The organism is Bradyrhizobium sp. WD16, assembly GCF_024181725.1.
GTDB lineage: Bacteria > Pseudomonadota > Alphaproteobacteria > Rhizobiales > Xanthobacteraceae > Bradyrhizobium_A.
On the sequence record NZ_CP028908.1, the window covers coordinates 4,249,155 to 4,273,252 of the forward strand.

Consider the following 24,098-nt stretch of genomic DNA (forward strand, 5'->3'; position numbering starts at 1 on the left):
TTGGCGGACAGCGCAAGCTTACCCCGAAGTGGGGCCGGATCAACGGCGCTGGGGCGTGGCGGACCGGCAGGCAAGGGAACAAGGGAGCTTCGCAATGGGCATCGAACATCCGAAATACAAAGTGGCGGTGGTGCAGGCGGCGCCGGCCTGGCTCGATCTCGATGGCAGTGTCGATAAGTGCATCGCTCTGATCGAGGAGGCGGCCGCGGCCGGCGCCCGGCTGATCGCCTTTCCGGAGGTCTTCATCCCGGGCTATCCGTGGCACATCTGGATGGATTCGCCGGCCTGGTGCATCGGCCGCGGCTTCACCCAGCGCTATTTCGACAATTCGCTGTCCTATGGCAGCGCACAGGCCGAGCGGATCGCGGCGGCCGTTGCTGAGGCCGGCCTGACCGCCGTTCTGGGTCTCTCCGAACGCGACGGGGGCAGCCTCTACATCGCGCAGTGGCTGATCGGTCCCGGCGGCGAGACCATCGCCCGCCGGCGCAAGCTGCGTCCGACGCACGCGGAGCGCACGGTCTATGGCGAGGGGGACGGCAGCGACCTCGCAGTGCATGACGTCGCGGGTCTCGGACGGGTCGGCGCGCTGTGCTGCTGGGAGCATCTGCAGCCGTTGTCGAAATACGCCATGTACGCCCAGAACGAGCAGGTCCATGTCGCGTCATGGCCGAGCTTCTCGCTCTACGATCCGTTCGCGCCGGCGTTGGGCGCCGAGGTCAACAATGCCGCGTCGCGTGTCTATGCCGTGGAGGGCTCCTGTTTCGTTCTTGCCCCCTGTGCAACCGTCTCGACTGCGATGATCGACGAGTTGTGCGATCGCCCGGACAAGCACGCGCTGCTTCATGCCGGCGGCGGCTTCGCCGCCATCTATGGCCCCGACGGCAGCCTGGTTGCGCCGCAACTGGCGCCGGACCAGGAAGGTCTACTGATCGCGGAGATCGATCTCGCCGCCATCGGCGTCGCCAAGAATGCCGCCGATCCCGCCGGGCATTATTCACGGCCCGACGTCACGCGGCTGTTGTTCAACAAGACGCCGGCGCGCCGGGTCGAACACTTCGCTCTCCCGGTGGATGGCTCCGCCGCCGACGAGCCGGCCGTTACCATTGCGACCGCGTGACGGGAGGTGGGCATGGAATCGGCCATCCCGGACCACCTGCGGACCGAACGTACACGCCACCGGCGCATCTCGGACGACTACCGGCCGCCAGTTCCGGCCTATTCGGCGCGCTTCAAGCCCGCTGCTCATCGCGCCGTAATGGCGTATTTCGGCCTGCAGTATCTCGGCGCCGAGCCGCCTGCCGTCGCCGCGGTCCTGTCGTGGTTGTCGGATCGCTGCATCGAGGCGAGCGGACCGTCCCATTGGGATCGCGCCCGCTTCGTCGATGGTGCGGGCTACGACAACATCATCATGGCCGTCTATTGGAGCGATGTGGCGGCGTTCGATCGTTGGCTCGCATCGGTCAGGGATCGCTGGCTCGATCCGCCGTCGGGGATCGGGGTGTTCCTCGAGGCCGTCCGACCGACGCAGGAGCGCTATGAGACGCTGTTTTCATCGCTGGGACGTCCTGAGGGTGTCGCCGTGCTGGCGGACGGCCTGAGTGGCGAAGTCCAGGAGCACGGCTACTGGGGCGGCATGCGCGATCGCATCGCGCTGTCGCAGACCTGCGACCTGGCACCTTCGGGCGAATTGCGCGAGTCGCGTTCCGGCGGACGCGTCCGGATTCATGGACACGACAATCTCTGCCTGATCAGGTCGGGTCAGGACTGGGGCGACGCGGAGGATGACGAGCGGCAGATGTATCTGACCGATGTCGAACCGGTCCTGCGCCAAGGCATGGACTTCCTACGCGACAACGGAAGGGAGATCGGCTGCTATGCCAACCGCTATGTTGGCGCCAGCAGCCGGGAGGGCGAGCCGCTGTGCAAGTCGTACGGCATGAGCTGGTGGCGCAGTCTCGAAGCGCTCGAACGTTGGGCGGAGTCGCATCCGACCCATGTGGCGATCTTCGGCGCCGCGATGAAATACCTGTCGACGCGGGGACCTGGCGCGAAGCTCCGCCTCTATCACGAGGTCACGGTCGTGCGCGCCGACGAGCAGCTCTTCGAATATGCGGGCTGCCACGGCGGAACCGGGCTTTTGAACGGCATCCCCACCTCGGCCGATTAGCCGGGCTGCGAGGGCGGCGCGCCTCACGACGACGTGAGGGGGCTGACGCGACGAGGCGCAATTGCGTTAAGTTGTACGGCGACATGGGCGATCGATCGGTTCACGGGGTGCGCCGTCGCAGGGTGCTGGGACTTGCCGTCCTGGCCTTGCCTGCGGTCGCCCTCGTGGTCGCCGCCTGGGCGGCGCCGTCGCGGGCCGACGATGCTCGGGCGGCCGGGCAGGCGACGGCTGCCGCCCCGGCCGGCGATGATGACGCGCAGGCGCGCGACACCCAGATCCGCGACTCGATGTGCCTGATGATCGAATCCGCGGCGAAGGATCACAGTCTGCCGCTTGAGTTCTTCGCCCGTGTGATCTGGCAGGAGAGCCGGTTTCAGCCCGACGCGATCGGGCCGGTCACGCGCAGCGGCCAGCGTGCCCAGGGCATCGCCCAATTCATGCCGGGTACCGCGTATGAGCGGCGGCTGCTCGATCCGTTTGATCCGGTTCAGGCGCTGCCGAAATCGGCGGAGTTTCTCGCCGACCTGCGCGGTCAGTTCGGCAATCTCGGGCTCGCCGCGGCGGCGTATAATGCCGGGGCGCGGCGGGTTCAGGAATGGCTCGATGGCGCGGGATCGATGCCGGCCCAGACGCGCAGCTATGTGCAGGCGATCACGGGCTCATCGGTGGAAGACTGGCGCGAGATCGGCCGCAAGGACGCGCCGCCGCCACAGAACGCGTCCGGTTGCCGGGAATTGATGGCGCTTCTGACCAGGGCACCCAACCCATTCGTGGCGCAGCTCCAGCAGCAGGTGAAGCTTGGTGCGGCCCGCCCGTGGGGCGTTCAGCTTGCGGCCGGTTTCTCGCGTGAGCGCGCGCTTGCGATGTATGCCCGCGCGGTCAGACGCCTTGCCGGGGTGATCGGCGACCGCGATCCGAACCTGCTCGGCAGGGTGCTGCGCAGCCGGGGCTCGCATATGTTCTATCAGGTGCGGGTCGGCGCCGAGTCCCGCGCCGAAGCCGATGATCTGTGCGGACGCATTCGTCGCGTCGGACAGGCCTGCATGGTGTTGCGCAACCCGGTGTGATGCGGGCAAGGGCAAAGACAGGGGCAGGGGGCGCCTGTCAGATGGCGATCAATCGCGGCTGGGGCGGCGATGGCGCCATTTTGCCAGCGACACGATGCGGGAGTTGGTGTCGTCGATGAATTCGAGGCCGATTTCCCGCTCGCTGCGCCAGACGATACGGGCGGCATATTCCTGGTTCTTGCGTCGGATCGCCAGCGCCAGCCGATCGGGCAGGATCGCATTGGCGGGCAGCGCGATCTTGGCGCCCGACGCGGTGAAATTACGCACCACGCAATCCATCGTCGAAAAGCGGTCGTTATAAGCCAGCACGCCGCCATAGATCACGCGGTGCCGCACGTCCCTGCGCCGATCCTGCATGCTTCGCCCCAGTTTACGCGTCGCTAACGATGTTGCAATTCTTAAACAGGTTGTGGGGGGAAAAAAAGCAATCCTCGCGTTGATCTCGCCCCATGCTTAATCGCGGCCACGCTAGCCCTCCTTACAACTATTGCGTGTGAGTGCGGGCGGGGCACGACCGAGGGGCCGGGGTTGACGCGCGCTTGCCTTGCGCCTGATGAAGCATCCCGCCTTCGACCCATCCTGAGTCGCCCATCTTGATCGAACAGCCTGTCCCGAGCGACCGCTATGCCAGCGCAGGCGCCGCCTTCCTGCGCGGCCTGCGCGCTGCCGCCGGCTCCATTCTGACCTACAGCCTGTTTGTCACCTATATCGGCGTCGGGGCGCTGGCCCATGACCTGCATTTCAGCCTGCCCTGGGCCATGCTCTCGACGATCCTGGTGTGGGCCGCCCCGGCTCAGATCATCTTTCTGACTACCGTGGGGGCCGGAGGCACCGTGCTCCAGGCCGCACTGGCGGTGACGCTGAGCGCCATCCGCCTGATGCCCATGGTGGTGGCGCTGTTGCCGATGATGCGCGACCGCACCACCAGAGCGCGGCACCTGCTGCTTCCGACCCATTTCATCGCGGTGACATTGTGGGTGGAGAGCTATCGGCTGCTGCCGGCGGTGCCGCGCCATCGTCGCGTCGCCTTCGTCAACGGGATGGGCTGCGGGCTGGTCTCAGTGTCGGCGACCGCCACCGCGGTCGGATTCGGATTGGCCGCCAACCTGCCGCCGCTGCTCGGCGCAGCGGTGCTGTTCCTCACGCCGCTCTCCTTCCTGATCTCGACGACCCGCAACAGCCGCCTGACGGTTGACCGCCTGGCGCTGGCGATGGGGCTCGTTTCGACGCCTCTGGTGTCGCTGGCCCACACCGGCGTCGACGTCTTGATCGGCGGTGGCGCCGCCGGGACACTGGCCTATGCCTGGCACCGCTGGAGCAAGCGCGGATGAGCGGATTCTGGGGCGAATGGCAGAGCTATGCCACGCTGGTGCTGGCGGGTTTCCTGCCCAACGAGATCTGGCGCTTCGTGGGATTCCTGCTCGGGCGCAGGATCGATGAAAGTTCCGAGGCCCTGGTCTGGGTGAGGGCGGTTGCGACGGCTATTCTCGCCGGCGTCATTGCCCAGATCCTGATCGTGCCACCGGGCGCCCTCGCCACCGTGCCCGCCGCCTTGCGGCTCGGGGCGGCGGCCTCGGGTTTTGTCGGCTTCCTTGTGGTGCGGCGCTCGCTCCTCGCCGGCGTGGTGACCGGAGAGGTCGTGCTGGTGCTCGGCATGTTGCTGTCGGGACGCTGATCCGGACCGGCGATGCGATGTCGCGCCGATGGCGCTCCGAGCGGCAAAGCATCCAAACGAAAAAGCCCGGCTCGCGGGAGCCGGGCTTTCGTGGTGGTCCTGAACCGGGGTCCTCGGTGGAGAACCTCGGTCAGTATGCGTCAGGACTTCGCTCAGTACTTGGCGACGACCGGGCCGCCCCAGTTGAAGCGGTAGTTCAGGCCGGCCTTCACGCTGTGGACGTCGTCGCGGTAGCTGACAACGCCGCCGGCGGCCGGCACCGAGATGTCGGTGGTGCCGAAGTTGTAGTACTGGTACTCGACCTTGGCCGACCAGTTCGGGGTGAACAGGTACTCGAGGCCGGCACCGACGGTGTAGCCGGTGTCCTTGCGGCTGACGGCGAAGGCGAGCGGCGCACCGGTGGCGGTGTTGAACACGTTCACGTTGTCGTTGTTGCCGCGGAAGGCGAGACCGCCCTTGGCGTACAGCAGCGCCGGACCCCAGGTGTAGCCGAGGCGGCCGGTGACCGAACCGAAGTCGGAGCTGCGGCCCTGAACGGTGAACGGCACCGCGGCAGGCGGCGCGGTGAACAGCACGTTGGTGGTGTCGCGCGCGGCCCAGGTGTATTCGGCTTCGATACCGAGCACCCAGTTCGGGGCGAACTGATAGTCAGCGCCGCCCTGCACACCGCCGGCGAACCGGCCGTCGCTGCCGTAGATGTTGTCGCTGCCGTTGAAGGCGCCACCGATGTGACCACCGATGTAGAACCCGGTCCAGTTGTAGATCGGGGCCGGCACATAGGCCGGAGCCTTGGTGTAGGTACGGGCCGGAAGGTCGGCGGCAAAGGCCGAAGCCGTGCCCAGCGCGACCAGCGCCACGCTACCCAGCAAAATCTTCTTCATCATTCTCTCCACTTACATCCCCAGCGCAGTGAGGTGCGCTTGAATGAGGCGGTTGATACAGGGATTCCTTTAAGAAAGCTGTGACGCTCGGGCCACACCGAATGCCGGATTTGAGGTCGCGCCGAACCTGTAAATCCTTGAAAAGGTCACGATTTTTCCAAATTTCATGGAACCGTCACGCGGCCATTTCGGCGAAGAGCCCACCAACGTTCTGATTTTATTGAGCTAAGTTTGCTTCAAGCGCGGGCAGTCGAAGCCCGACTTTAAGGCATTCACGGACTCGCCAGGATTGCGCCCGGACGAACCGCCGAGTCACGTCCCTGTGAGCGCCGCTTTCAGGCGAGCCGCATGCTCTTCCAGCACTGTCGGCGATTCCTTGTTGCTCATCGGCGGCACCAGGGCGACGCCCAGCATGCGCGGCATGACGTGAATGTGCAGGTGGAACACGGCCTGGCCACCGGCCTGTTCGCTGAACTGCTGGATGGTGATGCCATCGGCGTTGAAGGCACGCTTCGCCGCGCCGGCGATCTTGTGCGCGGTGCGGGCGACGTGGGCGAAATCCTCCGGCGCGATATCCAGCACATTGCGGGCCGGAGCCTTGGGGATCACCAGGGTATGGCCGATCGAACGCGGCATGATGTCGAGGAAGGCGAGGGTATGGTCGTCCTCGTAAACCTTGTAGCAGGGGATTTCGCCGCGCAGGATCTTCGCGAAAATATTGTTAGCATCGTAGGTCATCGCACCCTCGTCACACTGTCGCCCATCGGCTCGGCGTCACTGTTGCCACGGCCGCCGCGGCGGTCAAGGGAGCCTCAGGCGCCGCCTTCCGCGCCTGCATCCTTGCGGAACGGACCGGCGTCGGTGAGTTCGCGCACCGCTTCGGCGACATGGGCGCGTTCCCGGGCGAGATAGTCGCGCACGGCGCGGCGGAAGGCCGGGTCCGGAATGTAGTGTGCCGAATAGGTGGTCTGGGGCAGGTAGCCACGGGCGATCTTGTGTTCGCCCTGGGCGCCGGCCTCGACCTTCTTCAGGCCGTGGGCAATCGCAAAATCGATGGCCTGATAGTAGCAGACCTCGAAATGCAGGAAGGGATGATGTTCGATCGCACCCCAGTTGCGGCCGAACAACGTATCCGAACCGATGAAGTTGATGGCGCCGGCGATGAAGCGGCCGGCGCGTCGCGCCATCACCAGCAGCACCTTGTCCGCCATGGTCTCGCCGATCAGGCGATAGAATTCGCGGTTGAGATAAGGGCGCCCCCATTTGCGGGATCCGGTTTCGATGTAGAAATCGAAATAGGCGTCCCAGGCCTCCTCGGTGATATCGCTGCCGGTGAGCTGCTCGACCGTGATCCCCGGCGCCAGCGCGTCGCGGCGCTCGCGCCGGATCGACTTGCGATGGCGCGAGGCGAGGGTGGCGAGGAAGTCCTCGAAGCTGCGGTAGCCGTCGTTGCGCCAGTGAAATTGCTGGTCGGTCCGCTGGAGAAAGCCGGCGCCTGCGAGCGCGGTCCATTCGTCCTCGGGTGCGAAGGTGACATGGACCGACGATGCGTTCAGCGCATCGCACATCCCGATCAGCCCCTTGGCGAGAAGCGTGCGGACGGCATCACGGTCCTCGCCGCTGCGCACCAGGAGGCGCGGCCCGGTTGCCGGCGTGAATGGGACGCTGGCCTGGAGCTTGGGATAGTAGCGGCCGCCGGCTCGCTCATAGGCGTCGGCCCAGCCGTGGTCGAAGACATATTCCCCCTGGGAATGGGCCTTGAGGTAGCTCGGAACGACGCCGATGACGCGGCCGTCCTGACGGGCCACGAGGTGCCGAGGTCCCCAGCCGGTGCGTGCCGCTGCCGAGCCGGACGCCTCCAGGGCGGCGATGAAGGCATGGCTGACGAAGGGATTGTGGGGGGCGCCCGCCGGGTTCGCACAGGCATCCCAATCGGCCGCGGCGATCTTCGCCACGGCCGGCACGGCTTCCAGCAAAATCTCGGAAGCGGCCATTCAGTGCGGACGCCGGTTCCGGCCAGGGCGGTCGACAAACATGCATTTTACATTGTGGCCGGGCGCCGCGATTGCAAGCCGCACTGGAGCGTTTTCCCGCGAAGCGGATACCGGTTCGCGGACGAAAACGCGTCTCAGGGAAGAAATCCCTCGAAGATGATCTGGTCGGCATGGCGGGCGGCGCGGGCGCGCTGCGCCGGCGTGCGAACCGTCCAGGTCAGCAGCGGGCAGCCGAAGATGTTGCGGGCGATCCAGGGCGCCGGCGCCGGCAACTGCTCGATCCAGTAGGCGACGAAGTGCGGCTGCGTGCGCAGGCCGTGGCGAAGATGCAGCATGCCGCGCCGCTTGTCGGCCGGCAGCTCCGTCCAATATGCGTCATCATAGCTGCGCTGGGCGACGATGCCCCGCGGCAGCGACGGCGCCAGTTCGCGCAGCGCCAGGACCTGATCGGGATCGAAGGACATCGCGGCCGCCGGGCCGGAATAGGCCTTGAGCACCTCGATCATGCGCCGGACCAGACGACGGTCGCCTTCGAACCGGCTCTTGATTTCCAGCACCAGCGGCACGCGGCCCCCGACCAGGGTGCAGAGATCGCCCAGCGTCATCATGTGATCGCCGGTGTCGCGAAAGGCGACCTGTCTGAGATCCGCCGCCGTGAAGCCCGCGAGTTCGCCGCTGCCTTCGGTGAGGCGACCGAGGGCGAAGTCATGATGCACCATCGCCTCGCCGTCGGACGACAGCTGCAGGTCGACCTCGATGGCGAAGCCAGCTTGCGCCGCCGCGGCGACAGACGAGGGTGTATTCTCGATGACGCCGCGGCTGCGGTCGTGCAATCCGCGGTGGGCGACCGGTTGGGCCGTGAGCCAGGCGGGAGTGCGCACCTGCGGTCTCAGCCGACCTCGAACATGGCTTCGACTTCGACGGCGGCATCCGCCGGAAGCGCGGCGACGCCGACGGTCGAGCGGGCATGACGGCCCTTGTCGCCGAAGGCGGCGACCATGAGGTCCGAGGCGCCGTTCAACACCTTCGGGCCGTCGAGAAAATCAGGCGCCGAATTGACGAAGCCGCCGAGCCGGACCACCCGCGTCACCTTGTCGAGATCGCCGAGCGCGGCCTTGGCCTGGGCGAGCAGGTTGATGGCGCAGGCGCGTGCGGCTGCCACCCCCTGATCGACGCTGACGCCGGCTCCGAGCTTGCCTTTCGCCACCAGCTTGCCGTCGGCATCGAAACAGACCTGGCCGGACACCACGAGCAGATTGCCCGTCCGGACGAAGGCGGCGTAATTGGCCACCGGGGCGGCGGGCGTATGCAGGGTGATGCCCAATGCCGCGAGTTTCTGCTCAACCGAACCGGTCATGTTTCGAAGATCCTTGAATTGAAGGGAAGGGGATTATGCGTTGCGGCCCGAACCTATCCGGCCTTAATTCGCCCATCAAGCGGGACCAAGCAGGCCTGCGGCGGGCGACCTCAACCACTGATACGAGCGTCAGATCCACCGCACTAGTGTGGCGTCTCGCAATTGCCTATGCCCTTTGCGGCAAGCCCCTGTAGGCAATTGCGAGACATAAGCCACACTAGCTTTTTGATTTTGCTAGTGTCCCGATGTCTCCGAATGACCGTGCGAGGGTGAGGCAAACGAAGCGGTAATTCGGAGACGGGACACTAGGGCTGATTGCGACCCCGCCGGATCGCATCTAATCTTTCGATCTTCGCTCCCGCGCGATCCGGGCGGGACAGTTTCAGGAGGCGGCATGATCGGCCGTTGGCAAGTTTTCGGGATGCGTGCGGTTCCGCTGGCGGTCGTCGGCCTGGTGCTGGGTGCGAAGCTGGCTTTCGCCGCGCCGGCGGCGCCGGCCGCACCGGCACCTCCTGCCGCCATGCCGTTCCTCGCCCATCAGGCCGTCTACGAGCTCAGCCTGCGCAAGGCGCGCGGCAATGCCAGCATCAACGATGCTCGCGGACGGATCGCCTACAGCTTCGCCGGCAATGCCTGCGAAGGCTTCACCACCGACTTCCGCCAGATCTCGGAGCTGCAGGGCGGCGAGAACAAGACCACGACCAGCGACCTGCGCTCGACGAGCTGGGAGGATGCCGACGGCAAGAGCTATCGCTTCAAGATCGAGACCCGGATGAATGACGGCACGCCGACCCAGGTCGACGGCATCGCCGAGCATTCGGGCAGCGGGGTGACGGTCAAGCTCACGCTGCCGAAGCAGAAGAGCTTCACCCTCGGACCGGACACGGTTTTCCCGACCGAGCAGGTCAGGCGCATCATCGCTGCGGCGAAAGAAGGCAAGTCGGTGCTCGAGCTTGTCGTCTATGACGGTTCGGACGATGGTGAGAAGGTCTACAACACCCTCGCCGTGATCGGACAGCCCATTCCCGGCGACCGCGCGCCGGCCAAGGCCGATGCCGCGACGCAGAGCGACGCCCTGAAGTCGGTCACGCGCTGGCCGGTGACGGTGAGCTATTACGATCGCGCGGCGAAGCCGGACAGCGGCGAGCAGACCCCGGTCTACGCCATGTCGTTTGAGCTCTATGAAAACGGCGTGTCGCGGTCCCTGGTGCTCGACTACAACGATTTCGTCATCGCCGGCGCCATGAACAAGTTCGAGGTCAAGGACAGCAAGGACTGCAAGCCGTAAGGCTCGCTTTCCAGGGACGGCTTGCTTGGATGCCGATACGCGCGTCAGGTGGATCTGACGCTCGTTTCAGCATTGCAGCGAGCTCTTCAAACGCGCGTCAGATCCAAAACCGCACTAGAATCATATTGATGCTAGTGTCCTGATGTCTCCGAATGACCGTGCGAGGGTGAGGCAAATGAAGCGGTCATTCGGAGACAGGACACTAGTGTGGCGTCTCGCAATTGCCTATGCCCTTTGCGGCAAGCCCCTGTAGGCAATTGCGAGACATAAGCCACACTACACTTTGATTTTGCTAGTGTCCCTATGTCTCCGAATGACCGTGCGAGCGCGAGGCAAACGTAGCGGTCATTCGGAGACGGGACACTAGGACGATGCCGGCCGTTTGGCACTGCCGCCGAAGGCGATGCCGCGCATCACGGCCGCATCCCCGAACTTCCGCCGCAGGTCGTCCATCGCCCGCTCGGCGTGAGCGCTGCGCCGGTCGAGGAGGTCGCTGTCGTCAGCGGCAGCAGCGGCCGGCTTGAGCGCGCTCACCCCGGCGCCGATCAGGCGAAACGTGGTGCCGTCGGTCTCTTTGGCCAGCATGTCCCGGGTGATCGCGAAGAGCTTCCCGGCGAGCTGGGTCGGACCGCTGATCGATTGCGACCGGGTCCGCTGGCGGAAATCCGCGGTCTTCAATTTCAGGGTGATGGTGGAGCCGGCGAGTTCGCCGCTCTTGAGCCGCGCCGAAACTTTCTCGCAGAGCCGCCAGAGCACCTTCTCGAGCGTCGGCAAGTCGCGGATGTCGGTGTCGAAGGTGGTCTCGCTCGAGATCGTCTTGGCGTCGCGGTCGGCAACCACGCGGCGATCGTCGATGCCGCGCGCCAGCCGCCATAGCCTTCGTCCCTCGGGGCCGAACTGCTTCATCAAGTCGGTCTCGTCGGCGCGCTGGAGGTCGCCGACGAGGCGAAAGCCGCGCTGTGCAAGCCGCTGCTCGGTCGCGGGGCCGACACCGAAGATGAAGCCGACCGGCTTCGGCGCCAGCATGGTCGCCGCTTCGTCCTGCGCCAGGGTGGCGAAGCCGCGCGGCTTGTCGAGATCCGAGGCAATCTTGGCGAGGAACTTGTTGACCGAGAGGCCGACGGAGACCGTGATGCCGATATCGCGTTCGATGTCGCGGGCGAAACGTGCCAGCACCTTGGCCGGGATCATGCCGTGCAGCCGCTCGGTGCCGGACAAATCGAGAAACGCTTCGTCGATGGACAGCGGCTCGACCAGCGGCGTCAGCGCCCGCATCGCGTTGCGGACCTCACGGCCGACGCGGACATATTTCGCCATGTCGGGGCGCACCACCGCGGCGTCGGGACAGAGTTCGAGCGCCTTGAACATCGGCATCGCCGAGCGCACGCCGAAGGTGCGGGCGATGTAGCAGGCCGCGCTGACGACGCCGCGTCGGCCGCCGCCGATGATCACCGGCCGGTCGGCAATGGCCGGATCGTCGCGCTTTTCGACCGTGGCGTAGAACGCGTCGCAATCGATATGGGCGAGCGAGAGGGCGTGCAGATGCTGATGCCGCACCAGCCGCGGCGAGCCGCAGGCCGTGCAGCGGCGCGCGTCAGGGGGCAGGTCGGTCAGGCAGTCGCGGCAGAAGCACTGCGGCCCCACGGTCACGGCACATCGCGCTCCCAGGTCGGTTCCAGGGTTTGGCGGGCATTGGAGACGATCTTGGCGTCGAGATGGGACGATTCGGAAAAGGCCTGGAGCAGGGTGTCGTCGCGAAGGAGGAAGTCGAGCACCCCGGCAAGGAAGGACGGATCCTTCGCGGCGGCGCGCAGGGTTTCCGGCCCGATTCCGGTCTCGGCCAGGAACCGGCCCAGCCGCTCGCCGTCGGCGGCGATGAAGGAAAGCGCCTGAATCGCCACAATCTCAGCGGTTTCGCGGGCGTCGAGGGGGCGCTTGGCCATTGATCACATTTGCCTTTCCGTAACTTATCCTCTCTACTTTGGCCATCATGCCCGAGTCACCGGAGCGGTATCAAGCGACGCGGCCTCAGATCCGCGGCGATGGTCCGCGCCGGATGCATTTCTTCAACGGGCGCACGTTCAATGGGCGCGACGGCATGCAGAACGGCGGCAGGGGCAGGGCGGGGATTTCGACGGGAATGGGGAGGGCGGCGTGACCAAGACCGTCCTGATCGTGGAAGATAACGAGCTCAACATGAAGCTCTTCCGCGACCTGCTCGAGGCGCATGGCTATGCGACGGTCGCCACCAATCGCGGCACCGATGCGATCGAGCTCGTGCGCCGGCACAAGCCGGACCTGATCCTCATGGACATCCAGCTGCCCGAGGTCTCGGGCCTCGACGTGACGCGCTGGATCAAGTCCGATCCGGCGCTGCGCGCGATCCCGGTGGTCGCGGTGACGGCTTTCGCGATGAAGGGCGACGAGGAACGTATCCGCGAAGGCGGCTGCGAGGCGTATCTGTCGAAGCCGATCTCGGTGGGCAAATTCATCGAAACGGTGCGGCAGTTCATCGGGTAGGGATGTGCAGGAATGTCCGCGCGGGTTCTGGTCGTCGACGATATCGCCGCCAATGTGAAGCTGCTCGAGGCGCGGCTGTCGGCCGAATATCTGGACGTCCTGACGGCGAGATCCGGTCGCGAGGCGCTCGATATCTGCGAGCGCGCCGAATGCGACATCGTGCTGCTCGACGTGATGATGCCGGATATGGACGGCTTCGAAGTCTGCCGCCACCTCAAGTCGAATCCCAGGACCCATTACATCCCGGTGGTGATGGTCACCGCCCTCGACAGCCCTGCCGATCGGGTGCGCGGACTGGAGGCCGGTGCCGACGATTTCCTCACCAAGCCTGTGTCGGACGTTGTGCTGATCGCCCGCGTGCGGTCGCTGACGCGGCTGAAGATGATGACCGATGAATTGCGCATGCGCGCGCTCACCACACGCGAGATCGGCATTCAGGGTCCCGAGCGCGATGCGATGTCCGATCCCGGCAAGGGCGGGCGCGTGCTGCTCATCGACGACCGGCCCTCGTCCTACGAACGGCTGGCGCCCGTGCTCGGCACCGAGCACGATGTCGACGTCGAGGCCGATCCCGCCGAGGCGCTGTTCCACGCCGCGGAAGGCAATTACGACCTGCTCATCGTCTCGCTCGGGCTGGAAAATTTCGACGGTCTGCGGCTGTGCAGCCAGGCACGCTCGCTGGAGCGCACCAGGCATGTGCCGATCCTCGCCATCGCGGATGCCGACAGCAATGCCCGGCTGTTGCGCGGGCTCGAGATCGGCGTCAACGATTACCTGCTGCGGCCGGTGGACAAGAACGAATTGCTGGCCCGCGCCCGCACCCAGATTCGCCGTCGCCGCTACACCGAGCAGTTGCGTGACAACGTCGCCAATTCCATCGAGATGGCGATCACCGACGCGCTCACGGGGTTGCACAACCGCCGTTACATGGAGAGCCATCTCGCGGCGCTCGCCGAGCAGGCCGCGGGCCGCGGCAAGCCCCTGGCGCTGATGATTCTCGATATCGATCACTTCAAGTCGATCAACGACACCTACGGCCACGATGCCGGCGACGAGGTGCTGCGCGATTTCGCGGTGCGCGTCCGCAAGTCGATCCGCGGTATCGATCTCGCCTGCCGCTACGGCGGCGAGGAGTTCGTGGTGGTGATGCCCGAGACCGACCTGCGTGTCGCCGGACTTGTCGCCGAACGGCTGCGGCGGGCGATCGCCGGCGAATCCTTTGCGATCGAGAAGGGCGCAAAGCGCATCGACGTCACGATCTCGGTGGGCATCTCGGTGCTCGATCGCGGGGGCGAAGCGGTGTCGGTACTGATGAAGCGCGCCGATCAGGCTCTGTACCGCGCCAAACGCGATGGCCGCAATCGCGTGGTCGCCGACGCGGCCTGACGGCCGGTTTTCGCGCGAGGCGCGAGGCGCAAAAAATGTCGAGCAGGTCCAGAAACAAAAACGGAGCCTCACGGCTCCGTTCGCACAACTCGCGGGCGAGCGCCGATCTTACTTGATCTTGGCTTCGCGGAACTCGACGTGCTTCTTGGCGACCGGGTCGTACTTCTTCTTGACCAGCTTGTCGGTCATCGTGCGCGAGTTCTTCTTGGCCACATAGTAGAAGCCGGTGTCGGCGCTGGAGACCAGCTTGACCTTGATGGTGACCGCTTTGGCCATGGCAAATCCTTCGGTGCCGGAAAAATGCGAAAAGCGGGCCGGACGGGCGACCCGCGTTTGGCCGGCAAACTAGCCGGGATTGCCCCAAAGTCAAGCTGGGCAAGCGAAATTACCGCCCAGCGGACCGCCCAAAGGGCCGAATTCGGGGCGTTTTGGCCCGATTCGTCGCGTTCGTCCGGCCGATGGCGGGATAGCCGGTCCCTCAGCCGAAAAACCGGTTGGCCGGCCGCGGCAGGCCGAGATGGTCGCGCAGCGTCGTGCCCTCGTATTCAGTGCGGAACAGGCCTCGCCGCTGCAGTTCCGGAACGACCTTTTCAACCACGTCATCGAGCCCCATGGGGAGATAGGGGAACATGACGTTGAAGCCGTCGCAGGCGTCGGTTTCCAGCCATTCCTGCATTTCATCGGCGATGGTCTTGGCGGTCCCGACGAATTTCAGCCCGCCGAATCCGCCGAAATGGCGGGCGAGCTGGCGAACGGTCAGGTTCTCGCGGCGGGCGAGGTCGATCACCCGGGCGCGGCCGCTCTGGCTGGCATTGGTCTCGGGCAGATCAGGCAGTGGCGCGTCGAGGTCGAAACGCGATGCGTCATGGCCGAGCACCACCGAGAGCGAGGCGATGCCGCTGTCCTCGTGCACGCAGCTGTCGAGCAGCGCGAGCTTGTCCTGCGCCTCGGCGACGCTGTCGCCGACGACCAGGAAGGCACCCGGCAGAATCTTGAGATGCTCGCGCCGCCGGCCGAGGCGGTCGAGCCGGCCCTTGATGTTCGTGTAGAAAGACCGGCCCGCCGCGATGTGCGGCGCGGCGCCGAAGATCACCTCGGCGGTTTCGGCGGCGAGCTGGCGACCGGCGTCGGAAGCGCCGGCCTGGACGATCACCGGCCAGCCCTGGGGCGGGCGGGCGATGTTGAGAGGGCCGCGTACCGAGAGATGGCTGCCGTTGTGGTCGAGCACATGCATGCGCGTGGGATCGACATAGATTCCGCTGTCGACGTCACGGACAAAGGCATCATCGGCGAAGGAATCCCATAGGCCGGTGACGACATCGAAGAACTCGCGGGCGCGTCGATAGCGCTCATCATGCTCCATATGCTCGTCGCGGCCGAAATTCAGCGCGGCGTCGGGGTTGGAGGTGGTGACGATGTTCCAGCCGGCCCGTCCGCCGCTGATATGGTCAAGCGAGGCGAAGCGCCGTGCGATGTGGTAGGGCTCGTCGAAGGTGGTGGAAGCGGTGGCGACGAGGCCGATGCGTTCGGTGACGGTGGAGAGCGCCGAGAGCAGCGTGAAGGGCTCGAAGGACGTCACCGTGTGGCTGCGCCTGAGCGCGGCGACCGGCATGTTCAGAACCGCGAGGTGATCCGCCATGAAGAACGCGTCGAATTTTCCACGTTCCAGCGTCTGAATGAAATATTTGAGATGCGAAAAGTTGAAATTCGCGTCGGGCCATGCTCCGGGATAGCGCCAGGCGCCGGTGTGGAGACTGACCGGACGCATGAATGCGCCGAGCTTCAGTTGACGACGTGCGGTCATCGGCGGACTCCCCCGTGATATCGAGGGAGGGCATGTAAGGCCTCAGCCTGCTGGCGCAAGCGTGTCCCGTTGCATGGCGCCGCCATACCAGTGGAAGAACGGGATCGGCGCGTCGTGGCGCAGCGGACCGCCGGCGAGGCGCTCGTCGAGTTGACGCAGCACCGCCTTGGTCATGTTGTGCGCGTCCTTGAGCGGCTCCGAGCCGATCTCGACCCAGACGAGTTCGACGAGTTCGGCATCCGCATGAACGACCCCGGGCACGTGGTGGGCAATGGCCGCGGCGTCCGCCGAGAAGAAGCGCGTATCGAAACGCCGCACCCGTCCCGGCGGCGTGATCGCCCGGGCGATCAGGAACAGGCCGGAGGGGTCCGGCAGCAGATTGTTTTCGGCGAACGGCTTCCAGGCGCCATCGAGTTTCGCGACGGACCTGGTCGCTGGCGCCGCGACGCTGCGGCCGAGACAAAGGCCGGTCTCCTCGCAGGCCTCGCGGATCGCCGCCACCGTGAGCGCGCGGGCGCGTGCGGGCGTGATCTTCGGGCTGCCCATCAGGAGATTGGACTCGAGCTCCGCGGCGATTGGCGCGGCGACCGGAATGCGGTTGTCGGACTTGTCGACGCGGCCGCCGGGGAAGACGTATTTGCCGGGCATGAACACCACCTTGTCGTGGCGTCTGCCGACGAGCACTTTCGGCCGTGGGCCGGAGCGGTCGATCAGGATCAGGGTCGCAGCGTCGCGGGGGCGGAAATAAGGATGGCTATGGTCTTCCTTCTCGTCCGCCACATAAGCCGGAGATTGCCCGGTGGTCATCGCGGCTTCCGCCCCTGAATTTTTTCTGATCGATGCTCGATCGTTGTTTGGTCAATGCCGCGGGCCCGGTCGGGTCGCGGACGATTCACGATCTGGCCGATCGGCAAGAGTCGATTCAAGGCTCGATCGCGGTGCCGCGGCTTACGCGGGATCGTCGTGGGCGACGCCGAAGCCGTGCATCCGGAAGGCCCACTGCAATCCGACCACGGCGCCCTTGACCGGCTGCAGCAGGACCAGCGCGAAGGCCAGGGTCAGGGGCAGATAGACGGCGAGCTGCACCGGCACCGGCGGCGCGTAATCGGTCTCGATCCACAGCACCAGCGGCACCATGATGTGGCCGACCACGACGATGACGAGATAGGCGGGGAGGTCGTCGGCGCGATGATGGGACAGATCTTCGCCGCACGCCGAGCAATTCGCCGCGACCTTGAGGAAGCCGCTGAACAGCTTGCCCTTGCCGCAATGGGGGCAGCGGCCGCGCAGGCCGCGGGCGATCGCCCGCCAGACGTTGCGGCGCGGCAATTCTTCAGCGCCGGAAATCCAGCTGGTCTGAGCCGGCGGCATGTCGGTGGTCATCATCGTCCCTTTCTGCCCTTCTGGCGACCGGCTCTGGTCTTGCCGGGCGCTGCCGGCTTGGCCTTTCGCTTCGGCTTGCCCCGTGGGGCAAAATTCGTTTCGCTGTTCCCGCGCTTGCGCTTGCCCTGTCCACCCTCGCGGATGGCATGGCGGCCTTTCCCCGGCTTACTTTCAGATAAATCCGCCCCCGACAACAGTTCGAAACGCAGGGCGCCTGCAACCGGAGCGGCTTCCACCAGCCGAACCTCGACCGTATCGCCGAGCCGATACATCGTCCGGCTGCGGCTGCCGATCAGGGCGTGGCGGGTCTCGTCGTAGGTGAAGAATTCGCCGCCCAGCGAGCGGATCGGAACCAGGCCGTCCGCGCCGGTATCGGTCAGCTTGACGAACAGGCCGGCGCGGGTGACGCCGGATATCCGCCCTTCGAATGTCGCGCCGATGCGGTCGGCCAGGAAATGCGCAATCAGGCGATCGGCGGTCTCGCGCTCCGCTTTCATGGCGCGGCGCTCGGTGAGCGAGATCGCGGCGGCGACTTCGCCCAGGGTCTCGACCGTTTCGCTGTCGGGCAGGGCGCCGGCGCCGAAGCCGAGCGCCCGGATCAGCCCGCGATGGACCACAAGATCCGCATAGCGGCGGATCGGCGAGGTGAAATGGGCATAGCGCCGCAGGTTGAGGCCGAAATGGCCGTAGTTCTCCGCGGCATATTCAGCCTGCGATTGTGACCGCAGCACCACCTCGTTGACCAGCACCTCGGCGTCGTGGCCCTTCACCTCGGCGAGGACGCGGTTGAAAATCGCCGGCCGCAATGCTCCGGCCTTGGCGAAATTCATGTCCAGCGTCTTGAGGAATTCGCGCAGATTGTGAACCTTCTCCAGGCTCGGCTCGTCGTGGACGCGATAGATCAAGGGCTGCGAGCGCTTCTCGAGCGTTTCGGCGGCAGCGACGTTGGCGAGGATCATGAATTCCTCGATCAGCTTGTGCGCTTCCAGCCGCTCGGGGGTGACGACGCGGTCGACGGTGCCGTCGCTCTTGAGCAGGATCTTGCGCTCGGGCAGGTCGAGGTCGAGGGGATCGCGCTCGGCGCGGGCCCGCTTGATGCAGGCGTGGGCGGCGTAGAGCGGTTCGAGAACAGTCTCCATCAACGGCCCTGTCGTGTCGTCGGGGCGGCCGTCGATCGCGGCCTGGGCCTGGGCGTAGCTGAGCTTGGCGGCCGAGCGCATCAAGATGCGGTGGAAGCTGTGGGAGCGCTTGCGACCGTCGGGACCGATCACCATCCGGACGGCGAGCGCGCCGCGCGGCTCGCCGGGCCGCAGCGAGCACAGGTCGTTGGAAATGCGCTCGGGCAGCATCGGCACGACGCGATCGGGGAAATAGACCGAATTGCCGCGGCGCAAAGCCTCGCGATCGAGCGCTGATCCCGGCCGCACATAGAAGGCGACGTCGGCGATCGCCACATGCAGGATGAAGCCGCCGTGATTGTTGGGATCCTCGTCCGGCGCGGCATGGACCGCGTCGTCGTGGTCCTTGGCGTCGGGTGGATCGATGGTGACGAGGGCGATGTGACGCCAGTCCTCGCGGCCCTCCAATGTCGCCGGCATGGCCGCATCTGCGTCACCCAGCACGTCGGCGGGAAAATCGGACGGAATGCGGTGGCTGTGAATGGCGATCAGGCTCACCGCCTTCTCGCTCTTGAGCGAGCCGAGACGTTCCTTCACCCGCCCCGCCGGCAGGCCGAAGCCGCGGCCGCGGAGCAGGTCGACAGCAACGAGATCGCCATCCTCGGCGCCGCCGCGGTCGGCGTCGGCGATGGACAATTCACGTCCGGCCTGTTTGCGGTCCACGGGCACCAGCCGGCCGCCGCCCTGGGGCAGGGCGCGATAGATGCCGAGGACGCGGGCGCGGGCCTGGTCGAGGATCTTGATCACCCGTCCGCGGTAGGGCGCGACGGCGTCGTCGCGGCTGCGTTCGACGCGGAGCAGGGCGCGGTCGCCGATTCCTGCGGCGGTGCCCGGCGGCGGCCGGCGCGGCAGATAGATGCGGATTTTCGGCGCCTCGCCGTCCTCCTCGTCCCATTCGGCAGGCACCGCGAGGAGATCGCCGTCCTGGTCGCGGATCGTCACGTCGGCGACGAGGGTGGGTGGCAGCACGGCGCGTTCGCGCAGGCTGCGCCCCTTCTTGGCGACCACGCCTTGGTCGTTGAGGTCGCGGAGCATGCGCTTGAGTTCGGCGCGATCGGCATTCTTCAGGCCGAAGGCGCGGGCGATCTCGCGGGTGCCGACCTCGGTCGCCTGGCTGCGAATGAACGCGAGGATGTCGTCTCGGCTCGGGAGCTGGGGTACCGCTTTGCCGGGTTTCGTCACGTCGGATCCTTCTGGCCCTGGCCGGGCGGCTCGTCGGATCAGAACCATACACCAATGGTTTGAGAATGACGGACCGGCTCGGGGTCAGCCACGGGTTTTGCCCGCGGCTTTCTTCACTGCCGCCGGCTTGCTGACGGCGGCGGCCTTCGTCGTGGACTTGGCGGCTGTGCCGCCGCGGGCTTTGGTGGCGGCGGGCTTTGCCGGTTTGGCGGTGGTCGCGGCCTTGGGCTTGGCGGCGGCCTTCTTCGGCTTGGTCGGGGCGTCGGCCCCGGCATCGGCGGCCTCGGCGGGCTTTTTGGCGGCGGCCTTCCTGGCGCCGGCCTTTTTGGCGCCTGACTTGGCTTTTGCGCCGCCTTTGCCAGACTTCGCCGCGCGTTCGTCGATCAGGGCGATGGCCTCGGCGAGGGTGATCGTGTCCGGCGTCTTGTCAGAAGGAATCGTGGCATTGATGCCGTTGGCCGTGACATAGGCGCCGTAGCGGCCGCTCTTGACAGCGACGGCGCCGTGCGTCGGATGTTCGCCCAGCGGTTTGCCGGGATCGGCGCCGAACCGGCGTTTGCTCGGACCCTTGGCGATCTTCTCGGCGATCAGCGTCACGGCACGGTTGAGCCCGACCGTATAGACTTCATCGCCGGCTTCGAGGCTCGCATAAGTCTTGCCATGCTGGACGTACGGCCCGAAGCGGCCGATGCCGGCCATGATCGGCTCGCCGTCCTCGGGATGCCTGCCGACTTCACGCGGCAGCGACAGCAGCTTGAGTGCCAGCTCCAGGTCGACGTCGCCCGGCGACTTGCCCTTGGGAATGCCCGCGCGCCTCGGCTTCTCGCCCTCGGCGTAATTGGTCGGCTCGCCGAGCTGGATATAGGGTCCGAAGCGGCCGGATTTCACCGCGACGTCGAAGCCGGTCGCCGGGTCCTGGCCGAGCACGCGGTCGGCGGCGGCCTCCGCGCCGGTCGCGAGCGGGCGGGTATAGCGGCATTCCGGATAGTTGCTGCAGCCGACGAAGGCGCCGAACTTGCCGGCCTTGAGGTTGAGACGGCCGGCGCCGCAGCTCGGGCACTGGCGCGGGTCGCCGCCGTCCTCGCGCGGCTGGTAGATGTGCGGCCCGAGCATCTCGTCGAGCACATCGAGCACCTGCGAGACGCGGACATCCTTGATCTCGTCGACGGCACCGATGAAGTCGCGCCAGAAGTCCTTGAGCACCTGCTGCCAGGAGATCTCGTTGTTCGAGATGCGGTCGAGCTGCTCCTCGAGATTGGCGGTGAAGTCGAACTCGACGTAGCGCGCGAAGAAGTTCTCGAGAAACGCGATGACGACGCGGCCCTTGTCCTCGCCGTAGAGGCGCTTCTTGTCGAGCCGGACATAGCCGCGATCCTTGAGCACCTGCAGGATCGAGGCATAGGTCGAAGGCCGGCCGATGCCGAGCTCCTCCATGCGCTTGACCAGCGACGCCTCGGAAAAGCGGGGCGGCGGCTCGGTAAAATGCTGGCTGACCGCCAGCCTCTCGCGCTTGAGCGCTTCGTTTTCGCTCATGGCGGGCAGGCGACGGCTGTCGTCGTCGTCGCTCGCGTCGTCGGTGCCTTCCTGATAGAGCGCGAGGAAGCCGTCGAACTTGACCACCTGACCGGTGGCGCGCAGCTCCAGCGTGCGACCGCCGGCTTTCGCCGCGATGTCGACGGTGGTGCGTTCGAGCTCGGCGGATTCCATCTGGCTGGCGATGGTGCGCAGCCAGATCAGTTCGTAGAGCTTGGCCTGATCGGGATCGAGCTTGTGCGCGAGGTCGCGCGGCCGCCGCGTCAGGTCGGTCGGGCGGATGGCTTCGTGGGCCTCCTGCGCATTCTTGGCTTTGGTCTGGTACTGGCGCGGGGCGTCCGGCACGTAGTTCTTGCCATAGTCCTGGGCGATCACCTGACGCGCCTGGACGATGGCCTCGTTGGCGATCTGAACGCCGTCGGTTCGCATATAGGTGATGAGACCGGTGGTCTCGCCGCCGATATTGACGCCCTCATAGAGGCGCTGCGCGATCCGCATGGTGGTGGCCGGGGCGAAGCCGTGCTTGCGGCTCGCCTCCTGCTGCAGGGTCGAGGTGGTGAAAGGCGCGTAGGGATTGCGGCGCGCCGGCCTGGCCTCGACGGTGGAGACCGTGAAGGCGGCGGCCTCGAGCGCCTTTTTGAAGTCCTCGGCCTCGGCACCGCTGCCGACGTCGAGGCGCTGGATCTTGCGGCCGTCGGCGCCGACGAGGCGGGCCTCGAAACTTTCGCCGCGCGGCGTCGCGAGCGTTGCCACCAGCGACCAGTATTCACGCGGCACGAACTTCTCGATCTCGAGTTCGCGGTCACAGACGAGGCGCAGCGCCACCGACTGGACGCGGCCGGCGGAACGGGCGCCCGGCAGCTTGCGCCACAGCACCGGCGAAAGGGTGAAGCCGACCAGATAATCGAGAGCGCGGCGCGCCATATAGGCGTCGACCAGCGCGCCGTCGATCTGGCGCGGATGCTTCATGGCGTCGGTGACCGCCTGCTTGGTGATGGCGTTGAACACGACGCGCTCGACATGCTGGTCCTTGAGCGCGCGCTTTTCCTTGAGCACCTGGAGAACATGCCAGGAGATCGCCTCGCCCTCGCGATCAGGGTCGGTGGCGAGGATCAGTTTGTCGGCGCCCTTGACCGCCTTGGCGATGTCGTTGAGCCGGCCCGCGGCCTTGGGATCGATCTCCCAGATCATCTTGAAATTGGCGTCCGGATCGACCGATCCATTCTTCGCCGGAAGGTCGCGGACATGGCCGAAGGAGGCCAGGACCTCGTAGGAGGATCCCAGATATTTGTTGATGGTCTTGGCCTTGGCCGGCGACTCCACGATGACGATATTCATGATTTTCCAATAACTTAGATGGGAGGCGTCGGGCCGATTCGCAAGTGCTGGGGGCGGTCCGTTGCGCCGGATATGGGTAAATCGGACCCCGCTGTCAAATGGACATCCGGTGATCGCTTAACGGAGCGGCAAGATCGGGCCGCTGTTTCAGGTCAATTTGGTCGGCGTTTTCGGTGCTTAAATACCGTAGCAGGCTGCGCTCTCGCTCCTTACAGCAGGGCGATCAGGCCGCTGCGCCGCTCCAGCCGCCCAGCCAGTTCCAGCTCGAGAAGCACCGTTCTCACCAGCGCCGGCGTGGCTCCCGAGAGTCGGACCAACTCGTCGAGGCCGATCGGGGTGGGGCCGAGCAGGCCGAGGATATTGTCGCGGTCGGAGGGCGACGGCTCCCCTGACGGTGCCGGGCCGTCATCAGGTTCGGCGGCAAGAAAGCCGCCCCGATACCCCAGCATCGGGGCGAGCGTCTCGACGACATCGGCTGCCGAAGTCACCAGGGTCGCGCCCTGGCGGAGCAGGTCATTGGTGCCGGCGCAGCGCGGGTCCAATGGCGAGCCCGGCACGGCGAACACTTCGCGGCCCTGTTCGTTGGCGAAGCGCGCCGTGATCAGCGATCCGGAACGCCGCGCCGCCTCCACCACGACCACACCGAAAGCGAGGCCGGAGATCAGGCGGTTGCGGCGCGGGAAGTCGTGGGCGCGTGGTGTGTGGCCGAGCGGCATTTCCGAGATCACCGCGCCCGCGCGGGCGACGATCTCTGCGAACAGATCTTCATGCTCCGGCGGATAGATTCGATCGAGGCCGCCGGCGACGACGGCGACGGTGCCGGCCCCGAGGCTGGCGCGGTGGGCGGCCTGGTCGATGCCGCGCGCGAGGCCCGACGCCACGACGAAGCCGGCCTCGCCGAGCTCGCGCGCCAGGGCGGCGGAGAATTTCAGGCCCGCGCCCGAGGCATTGCGCGAGCCGACCACCGCCACGACCGGCCGCGCCAGCACGTCAGCGCTGCCGAGCACGGCGAGCAACGGCGGCGGATCGTCGATCTGGGCGAGGTGCGGCGGATAGCCGGTCTCCTCCGGTGCCAGCAGGGTGATGCCGCGCCGTGCGCAGGCCTCGAGTTCGCGCTCGGCCTCGGCGACGCTGCAGATCCGTCCCGGCGCGTTGGCGCCGCCCCGGCGGGCCAGATCGGGCAACGCGTCGAGCGCGGCGGCAGCGCGGCCGAAGCGGCGCAGCAGCATGCGAAATGTGCGCGGCCCGACATGCTCGCTGCGGATCAGCCGCAGCCGGTCGCGCCGTTCGGCATCGTTGAGCTTTGCTGGTCCGGCCGTTTTGCTGTCCACGTGCCCCTCCATGC

General features: G+C 66.4%; 23 protein-coding genes. 8 read left to right on the forward strand and 15 right to left on the reverse strand.

Going from position 1 to position 24,098, the window contains the following annotated elements:
- Positions 1 to 94 precede the first annotated feature (94 nt).
- The 3 genes from DB459_RS19730 (at position 95) to DB459_RS19740 (ending at position 3,234) form a co-directional block, all read left to right on the forward strand.
- A complete protein-coding gene (locus tag DB459_RS19730) occupies positions 95 to 1,117 on the forward strand; it encodes a carbon-nitrogen hydrolase family protein (RefSeq protein ID WP_253706933.1) in 1,023 nt (340 codons plus the stop codon).
- 12 nt (positions 1,118 to 1,129) lie between these two features.
- On the forward strand, positions 1,130 to 2,167 hold the full coding sequence (locus DB459_RS19735) for a phenylacetaldoxime dehydratase family protein (protein ID WP_253706934.1): 1,038 nt from the start codon (positions 1,130 to 1,132) through the stop codon (positions 2,165 to 2,167).
- An 83-nt stretch (positions 2,168 to 2,250) separates the two neighbouring features.
- A complete protein-coding gene (locus DB459_RS19740; RefSeq protein WP_253706935.1) occupies positions 2,251 to 3,234 on the forward strand; it encodes a lytic transglycosylase domain-containing protein in 984 nt (327 codons plus the stop codon).
- 48 nt (positions 3,235 to 3,282) lie between these two features.
- Here DB459_RS19740 and DB459_RS19745 read toward each other — a convergent pair whose 3' ends face one another.
- Positions 3,283 to 3,591: a PilZ domain-containing protein gene (locus tag DB459_RS19745; protein WP_253706937.1), complete on the reverse strand. Its 309-nt coding sequence runs from the start codon at positions 3,589 to 3,591 to the stop codon at positions 3,283 to 3,285.
- A 239-nt stretch (positions 3,592 to 3,830) separates the two neighbouring features.
- On the opposite strand from DB459_RS19745, the gene DB459_RS19750 reads away from it, so the two are divergent.
- Entirely contained in the window at positions 3,831 to 4,565 is a 735-nt protein-coding gene (locus DB459_RS19750; RefSeq protein ID WP_371926996.1) for an AzlC family ABC transporter permease, read from the forward strand.
- On the forward strand, positions 4,562 to 4,909 hold the full coding sequence (locus DB459_RS19755) for an AzlD domain-containing protein (RefSeq protein ID WP_253706939.1): 348 nt from the start codon (positions 4,562 to 4,564) through the stop codon (positions 4,907 to 4,909). Before DB459_RS19750 ends, DB459_RS19755 begins: the two co-directional genes overlap by 4 nt.
- 152 nt (positions 4,910 to 5,061) lie before the next feature.
- On the opposite strand, the gene DB459_RS19760 is transcribed toward DB459_RS19755, so the two are convergent.
- From DB459_RS19760 to DB459_RS19780, 5 genes are all read right to left on the reverse strand, one after another.
- Positions 5,062 to 5,790, reverse strand: coding sequence for an outer membrane protein (locus tag DB459_RS19760; RefSeq protein ID WP_253706940.1), 729 nt, complete (start codon positions 5,788 to 5,790; stop codon positions 5,062 to 5,064).
- 312 nt (positions 5,791 to 6,102) lie between these two features.
- On the reverse strand, positions 6,103 to 6,528 hold the full coding sequence (locus DB459_RS19765; protein WP_253706941.1) for an HIT family protein: 426 nt from the start codon (positions 6,526 to 6,528) through the stop codon (positions 6,103 to 6,105).
- A 74-nt stretch (positions 6,529 to 6,602) separates the two neighbouring features.
- Entirely contained in the window at positions 6,603 to 7,784 is a 1,182-nt protein-coding gene (locus tag DB459_RS19770) for a GNAT family N-acetyltransferase (RefSeq protein ID WP_253706942.1), read from the reverse strand.
- A gap of 134 nt (positions 7,785 to 7,918) precedes the next feature.
- Complete coding sequence (locus tag DB459_RS19775; RefSeq protein WP_253706943.1) at positions 7,919 to 8,665, reverse strand: glycerophosphodiester phosphodiesterase family protein; 747 nt, start codon at positions 8,663 to 8,665, stop codon at positions 7,919 to 7,921.
- 8 nt (positions 8,666 to 8,673) lie between these two features.
- Positions 8,674 to 9,141 (reverse strand): RidA family protein, encoded by a 468-nt coding sequence (locus tag DB459_RS19780; RefSeq protein WP_253706944.1) that lies wholly within the window; start codon positions 9,139 to 9,141, stop codon positions 8,674 to 8,676.
- A 394-nt stretch (positions 9,142 to 9,535) separates the two neighbouring features.
- Between DB459_RS19780 and DB459_RS19785 the strand changes: the two genes are divergently transcribed.
- Entirely contained in the window at positions 9,536 to 10,429 is an 894-nt protein-coding gene (locus tag DB459_RS19785; protein WP_371926783.1) for a cell envelope integrity EipB family protein, read from the forward strand.
- 363 nt (positions 10,430 to 10,792) lie between these two features.
- Here the strand turns inward: DB459_RS19785 and DB459_RS19790 are convergent, their stop codons facing one another.
- Together DB459_RS19790 and DB459_RS19795 are read right to left on the reverse strand one after the other, a co-directional pair.
- On the reverse strand, positions 10,793 to 12,097 hold the full coding sequence (locus DB459_RS19790; RefSeq protein WP_371926997.1) for a DNA polymerase IV: 1,305 nt from the start codon (positions 12,095 to 12,097) through the stop codon (positions 10,793 to 10,795).
- Positions 12,076 to 12,372 carry a DUF3572 domain-containing protein gene (locus DB459_RS19795; RefSeq protein WP_253706946.1) on the reverse strand — a complete coding sequence of 99 codons (297 nt, stop codon included), beginning with the start codon at positions 12,370 to 12,372 and terminating at the stop codon, positions 12,076 to 12,078. The genes DB459_RS19790 and DB459_RS19795 overlap by 22 nt, the downstream gene beginning before the upstream one ends.
- Positions 12,373 to 12,583: 211 nt before the next feature.
- On the opposite strand from DB459_RS19795, the gene DB459_RS19800 reads away from it, so the two are divergent.
- Together DB459_RS19800 and DB459_RS19805 are read left to right on the forward strand one after the other, a co-directional pair.
- Entirely contained in the window at positions 12,584 to 12,949 is a 366-nt protein-coding gene (locus DB459_RS19800; protein WP_253706947.1) for a response regulator, read from the forward strand.
- 12 nt (positions 12,950 to 12,961) lie between these two features.
- Positions 12,962 to 14,335, forward strand: a complete 1,374-nt coding sequence (locus DB459_RS19805; RefSeq protein WP_253706948.1) for a PleD family two-component system response regulator — start codon at positions 12,962 to 12,964, stop codon at positions 14,333 to 14,335.
- Positions 14,336 to 14,443: 108 nt separating this feature from the next.
- Here DB459_RS19805 and rpmG read toward each other — a convergent pair whose 3' ends face one another.
- The 7 genes from rpmG to dprA all read right to left on the reverse strand — a co-directional run bounded on the left by rpmG (position 14,444) and on the right by dprA (position 24,084).
- Complete coding sequence (rpmG, locus tag DB459_RS19810; protein ID WP_002712167.1) at positions 14,444 to 14,611, reverse strand: 50S ribosomal protein L33; 168 nt, start codon at positions 14,609 to 14,611, stop codon at positions 14,444 to 14,446.
- Positions 14,612 to 14,813: 202 nt separating this feature from the next.
- Positions 14,814 to 16,139, reverse strand: a complete 1,326-nt coding sequence (locus DB459_RS19815) for an LLM class flavin-dependent oxidoreductase (protein ID WP_253706949.1) — start codon at positions 16,137 to 16,139, stop codon at positions 14,814 to 14,816.
- 42 nt (positions 16,140 to 16,181) lie between these two features.
- On the reverse strand, positions 16,182 to 16,946 hold the full coding sequence (locus tag DB459_RS19820) for an NUDIX domain-containing protein (protein WP_253706950.1): 765 nt from the start codon (positions 16,944 to 16,946) through the stop codon (positions 16,182 to 16,184).
- A gap of 141 nt (positions 16,947 to 17,087) precedes the next feature.
- Positions 17,088 to 17,510, reverse strand: a complete 423-nt coding sequence (locus DB459_RS19825) for a DUF983 domain-containing protein (protein WP_371926998.1) — start codon at positions 17,508 to 17,510, stop codon at positions 17,088 to 17,090.
- 11 nt (positions 17,511 to 17,521) lie between these two features.
- Entirely contained in the window at positions 17,522 to 19,882 is a 2,361-nt protein-coding gene (gene rnr, locus DB459_RS19830) for a ribonuclease R (protein WP_253706951.1), read from the reverse strand.
- A gap of 84 nt (positions 19,883 to 19,966) precedes the next feature.
- Positions 19,967 to 22,753 carry a type I DNA topoisomerase gene (gene topA / locus DB459_RS19835; protein WP_253706952.1) on the reverse strand — a complete coding sequence of 929 codons (2,787 nt, stop codon included), beginning with the start codon at positions 22,751 to 22,753 and terminating at the stop codon, positions 19,967 to 19,969.
- Positions 22,754 to 22,962: 209 nt separating this feature from the next.
- The gene (dprA, locus tag DB459_RS19840) at positions 22,963 to 24,084 is read right to left on the reverse strand and encodes a DNA-processing protein DprA (protein ID WP_253706953.1); all 1,122 of its coding nucleotides are present in this window, start codon (positions 24,082 to 24,084) and stop codon (positions 22,963 to 22,965) included.
- Positions 24,085 to 24,098: the final 14 nt, after the last annotated feature.

Bases quoted from the DNA above. Each gene is read 5' to 3' on its own strand.
- DB459_RS19785 (WP_371926783.1), top strand. From the start codon at position 9,536: ATGATCGGCCGTTGGCAAGTTTTCGGGATGCGTGCGGTTCCGCTGGCG.
- DB459_RS19820 (WP_253706950.1), bottom strand. From the start codon at position 16,946: ATGACCACCGGGCAATCTCCGGCTTATGTGGCGGACGAGAAGGAAGAC.
- DB459_RS19760 (WP_253706940.1), bottom strand. From the start codon at position 5,790: ATGAAGAAGATTTTGCTGGGTAGCGTGGCGCTGGTCGCGCTGGGCACG.
- DB459_RS19735 (WP_253706934.1), top strand. From the start codon at position 1,130: ATGGAATCGGCCATCCCGGACCACCTGCGGACCGAACGTACACGCCAC.
- rpmG (WP_002712167.1), bottom strand. From the start codon at position 14,611: ATGGCCAAAGCGGTCACCATCAAGGTCAAGCTGGTCTCCAGCGCCGAC.
- DB459_RS19795 (WP_253706946.1), bottom strand. From the start codon at position 12,372: ATGGCCAAGCGCCCCCTCGACGCCCGCGAAACCGCTGAGATTGTGGCG.
- DB459_RS19825 (WP_371926998.1), bottom strand. From the start codon at position 17,510: ATGCCGCCGGCTCAGACCAGCTGGATTTCCGGCGCTGAAGAATTGCCG.
- DB459_RS19730 (WP_253706933.1), top strand. From the start codon at position 95: ATGGGCATCGAACATCCGAAATACAAAGTGGCGGTGGTGCAGGCGGCG.
- DB459_RS19770 (WP_253706942.1), bottom strand. From the start codon at position 7,784: ATGGCCGCTTCCGAGATTTTGCTGGAAGCCGTGCCGGCCGTGGCGAAG.
- DB459_RS19805 (WP_253706948.1), top strand. From the start codon at position 12,962: ATGTCCGCGCGGGTTCTGGTCGTCGACGATATCGCCGCCAATGTGAAG.
- DB459_RS19765 (WP_253706941.1), bottom strand. From the start codon at position 6,528: ATGACCTACGATGCTAACAATATTTTCGCGAAGATCCTGCGCGGCGAA.
- DB459_RS19755 (WP_253706939.1), top strand. From the start codon at position 4,562: ATGAGCGGATTCTGGGGCGAATGGCAGAGCTATGCCACGCTGGTGCTG.
- DB459_RS19780 (WP_253706944.1), bottom strand. From the start codon at position 9,141: ATGACCGGTTCGGTTGAGCAGAAACTCGCGGCATTGGGCATCACCCTG.
- topA (WP_253706952.1), bottom strand. From the start codon at position 22,753: ATGAATATCGTCATCGTGGAGTCGCCGGCCAAGGCCAAGACCATCAAC.
- DB459_RS19740 (WP_253706935.1), top strand. From the start codon at position 2,251: ATGGGCGATCGATCGGTTCACGGGGTGCGCCGTCGCAGGGTGCTGGGA.
- DB459_RS19815 (WP_253706949.1), bottom strand. From the start codon at position 16,139: ATGACCGCACGTCGTCAACTGAAGCTCGGCGCATTCATGCGTCCGGTC.
- DB459_RS19745 (WP_253706937.1), bottom strand. From the start codon at position 3,591: ATGCAGGATCGGCGCAGGGACGTGCGGCACCGCGTGATCTATGGCGGC.